The organism is Isoptericola sp. NPDC055881 (genome assembly GCF_053615895.1).
Window position 1 is genome coordinate 1 of the sequence record NZ_JBSHCR010000132.1, and the last position, 4618, is coordinate 4618.

A 4618-nucleotide genomic window follows, 5' to 3' on the forward strand; every position below is an offset into this window, starting at 1 on the left:
TCAAACCGCGGGTTTGAGGATCAAGTCAGCACGCTCGTTGCGTCCGGGTGGGTGGGGGTGGGGGCGGGGGCAGGTGGCGAGATCGTGCCGTGGCGCGGATCCGCCGCGCAAGGTCGTTGACCCGGTCGACGCCGCACCGGGAGCGTTCGGGGAACCCCTTCACACGAGGAGCCCCGATGAAACCGACCTTCCGCCGCGTGCCGGCCCCCGGGTCCGCACGCGCGAGGCGAGCCGCCGTCGTCCTGACGGCGGCGGCCCTCGCCCTCACCGCCCTCGCCCCGCCCTCGGCGGTCGCCGCCGACGACGGGGACGCGCTCGTCTCGCCGCAGGAGGCCGCCCAGGACGCGGCGGCCGGCGCACCGGACGACCCCTACGCGGCGGACGACGGCGCGGACGGCTTCGCCCCCGTCGTCGACGGCGACGACGCGGCCGCGCTCGACGCCAAGCTGGGCGACGCCGACCAGCGGCTCCTCAGCGAGGCGCAGGCGTCCGACGACGCCACGGTCACCGTCCTGCTCGCCGTGCGGCCGGACCGGGCGGGCGCCGTCGAGGACGCCGTCGAGGGCACCGGCGGCGTCGTCGGGCGGACCGAGGACGACCTCGGCTACGTGCGCGCGACCGTGCCGACCGACGAGGTTCCGGCGCTCGCCGCGCGCGGCGACGTCCTCGCCGTCGACCTGGACCGCGAGCTGAAGGTCCCCGACCCGACGCCGGTCGCGGCCGGCGAGGACGGCGCGACGGCGAGCCTTGCCGCCGACACCCCGGAGGCGCCGACGGCGTCGACCCCCGCGACCAACCCGTACCTGCCGGTCGCGGAGACCGGCGCGGTCACCTTCACCGACGCGCACCCGCGCTGGGACGGCCGCGGCACCGTGATCGGCGTCCTCGACACCGGAGTCGACCTGGCGCACCCCGCGCTGCAGACCACCACCGACGGCAAACCGAAGGTCCTGGACTGGTTCACGGCCACGGACCCGGTCGTCGACAGCGACGCGACCTGGCAGCGCCTGCAGACCAAGGTCACCGGGCCGTCGTTCCGGTACGGCGGGATCCAGTACACCGCCCCCGCGGGCTCGTACCTGGTCGCGGCGGTCAACGAGACCTCGTCCGCGCGCGCCGACGCCGCCGGCGACCTCAACCGGGACGGGGACACCTCCGACCGCTTCGCGCTGCTGTACGACCCGCAGACCCACGAGATCCGGGTGGACTCCGACGCCGACGGCGACCTCGCCGAGGAGACGCCGATGCTGCCGTTCGGCGTCGACCGGCAGGTGGGCTACCTCGGCACGGACGACCCGGCCACGGACGTCGCCGAGCGCATGCCGTTCACCGTCGACTACCGCGAGGACGTCGACCTGTCCCCGCTCGGTGGCGCGAACGTCGGCAAGGTCGGCGACTACGTCAACCTGGGCGTCGTGGCGGCCGAGCACGGCACGCACGTGGCCGCCATCGCGGCGGGCAACGGGCTGCTGGGCGGCGCGATGCGCGGCGCCGCGCCCGGCGCGCAGATCGTCTCCGCGCGCGCCTGCACGTGGAACGGCGGCTGCACCGCCGTGGCGCTCACGGAGGGCATGATCGACCTCGTCGTCGACCACCACGTCGACGTCGTCAACGTCTCGCTCGGCGGGCTGGTGCCGCTCAACGACGGCTCGAGCGCCGTCGCGCGCCTCTACGACCAGCTGGTCGACACGTACGACGTCGACATCGTCGCCGCGGCGGGCAACGACGGCCCCGGCCTGAACACGGTCTCGCCGCCGTCCACGGGGGACGGCGTCATCAGCGTGGCGGCGTCCGTCAGCGACGACACCTGGTTCGCGGACTACGGCTCCCGCGTCCCCACCGACCTGGCCCTGTTCCCGTTCTCGGCGCGCGGCCCGTCGGAGGACGGCTCGCTCAAGCCGACGGTGAGCGCACCTGGTGCCGCCGTCTCCGCGATCCCCACGTGGCTCGACGGGGAGGCGGTGCCCGAGACCGGGTACGACCTGCCCGCCGGGTACGGGATGCTCAACGGCACGTCGATGGCGTCGCCGCAGGTCGCGGGCGACGTGGCGCTGCTGCGCTCCGCGGCGAAGGCCCGCGGCACCGCCGTCACCGCGGCGGGCGTGCGGAGCGCCGTGACGGACACCGCCCGGCTGATCGACGGCGTCCAGGTGGCCGCCCAGGGCGCGGGCGTCGTGGACGTGCCCGCCGCGTGGCGGCAGCTGCTCGTCGACGGCGCCGCGCGTCCCGAGCGCGCCGCCTACACGGTCACGGCGCCGGTGTGCACCGCGCTGTCGGCGGCCCTGGCCACGCCGGGCGTCGGCGCGGGCGTGCACGACCGCTGCCTGCCCGGCGACGGCGGCCTCGCCCCCGGCGACCGCACGTCGTACGACGTGCAGGTGACGCGCACGACCGGGTCCGCGGCGTCGCAGCTGCACCGGCTCACGCTCGTCGGCGACGACGGCACGTTCGACGTGCCCCGGCAGGTGCGGCTCGGCCGCGGCGACGCCACGACGATCCAGGTGCAGGCGCACCCGCGTACCGCCGGCCTGCACTCGGCGCTGCTGCGGGTCGACGACCCGAGCACGCCCGGCGTCGACCACGTCGTGCCGCTCACCGTCGTCGCGACGGACGTCGCCGCCGCGCCGGCCCGCACCGTGACCGCGACGGGGACGGTGCCGCGCGGCGGCGCCGAGTCCGTCTTCGTCGCCGTGCCCGAGGGCGTGCAGAACCTGCAGGTCTCGCTCGCCGGCGCGGACGGCACCCCCGCCCCGGGCGTCCGGGTGCGGGCGTTCGACCCGGTCGGCCTGCCCGTCGACGCGCCGTCCGCCTGCTACACGGCGACCGCCACGTGCGACCCGTCGACGCACTCGTACGAGCGGCCGCGGGCCGGGGTCTGGGAGCTGGTCGTGGAGGCGTCGCGCGTCGCCCCGGCCGCCACGCCGGGCTACCGCGTGCGTGCCGCCCTCGAGGGCGTCTCGTTCACGCCCGCCGAGGTCTCGCTCGACACGCTCGACGTGCAGACCCCGCAGCGCGTGCAGCTGGCCGCGACGAACACGTGGGGCACGGTCGACGTCCACCCCGCCGCCGGTGCGCTCGGTCGCACGGTCAAGCTCCGCGGGCAGATCGTCCAGGGCGGCGTCGAGCAGAACCGGGTCGACGTCCCGCGCGACGCCACCCTGCTCGACCTCACCCTCACGCCCCTGGCCGACGCGGACCTCGACGTGCTGCTGGTGCACCTCGCCAGCGGTCAGGTCGTGGCCCGCGGCCAGGAGGTCGGCGCGGTGCCCGAGCGGCTCACGGTGCGCGACCCGGCGCCGGGCACGTACATCGTGGTGGTCTCCGGCACCTCGGTCCCCGGCGGTCAGGTGGAGTTCGACTACGTGGAGAAGTTCTTCTCCCCGTCGCTCGGCACCGTCACCGCGACCGACGACGCGGCCCACGAGCTGGCCCCCTGGGCCACGCTCGGCCTCGACGTCGACGTCACGGCGGTGGCCCACCCGTTCGGTACCCGTGCGCTGGTGGGCACCGTGCCCCTGGTGAACGCCGAGGGCGGCGTCGTCGGCGACGCGCAGGTCCGGGTCGCGGCGGTCCGCACCCCGCAGGCCGACGTGGTCGCCACCGACCAGCCGTTCGTCGGCGCGGACATGAACGGCTCCGGCGTCGTCGCCGGCGACGACCAGGTCAAGGGGCTCACCACCCCCGGCCTGTGGACGGCCGGCGGCGGCTTCACGCCCCTCGACGTCGGGCCGGACGGCCGCATGGGGTCCGCCTACGGCATCAACGAGGCGGGCGACGCCGCCGGGCAGGTGCTGCGGAAGTCCGGCGACGTCGTCGGTGCGCTCTGGCGCGCGGACGGCACGCTGGTCGACCTCGGCGTGCCGGGCACGCGGGACTACGACTCCACCTACGCGTTCGCGCTCAACGACGCGACGGACACCCATGGCGTCCAGGTGGTCGGCACGTCGGTCCAGGACGTGATGGTCGACGGCAAGGCGCACCGGTACGCGGACCCGTGGGTCTGGACGGACGGCGCGGGCTTCCGGATGCTCCCGCACCTGGGCGACGACCCGAGCGGCACGAAGGCGCTCGCCATCAACGACGCGGGCTTCGTCGTCGGGACGTCGGTGCTCGACGGCATGGCGCACGCGGTGCGCTGGACGCCGGCCGGGCAGGTCGAGGACCTGGGCCTCCTCCCGCGGATGGGCGACGCGGTCGCGCAGGGCATCAACGCGGCGGGCGTCGTCGTGGGGCGGTCCGGGGACGACGCGTTCGTCTGGACGGCGAAGGACGGCATGCGGCGCCTGCCGGACCTCGGATTCGACGGGACCGCGACGGCGATCACGGACGAGGGCCTGGTGCTCGGCAGCGCCCAGCCCACGCCCGAGGACACGACGCCGGTGGTGTGGGACGCGGACGGGAAGCTCTTCGACGTCGGCCACATGGTGGACCAGCGCACGTTCTTCCCGTCGGACTCGTTCGCCGTCCACGGCTCGCGCGTCCTCGTGTACGGGTACGTCCCCACGGGGTCGGGCGTGGCGCTCCTCGACCTGCCGGAGCTGCCCTGACCTGACCCGACCCAGGCAACGAGCGTGCTGACTTGATCCTCACACCGCCAGGTTGAGGATCAAGTCAGCAC

The 4618-nt window shown here is 75.5% G+C and carries 1 protein-coding gene; it reads left to right on the forward strand.

Going from position 1 to position 4618, the window contains the following annotated elements; genetic code table 11:
- The first annotated feature begins 176 nt into the window (after nucleotides 1-176).
- Nucleotides 177-4547 carry a S8 family serine peptidase gene (locus ACWGKI_RS20585; RefSeq protein WP_452189526.1) on the forward strand — a complete coding sequence of 1457 codons (4371 nt, stop codon included), beginning with the start codon at nucleotides 177-179 and terminating at the stop codon, nucleotides 4545-4547.
- Nucleotides 4548-4618 lie beyond the last annotated feature (71 nt).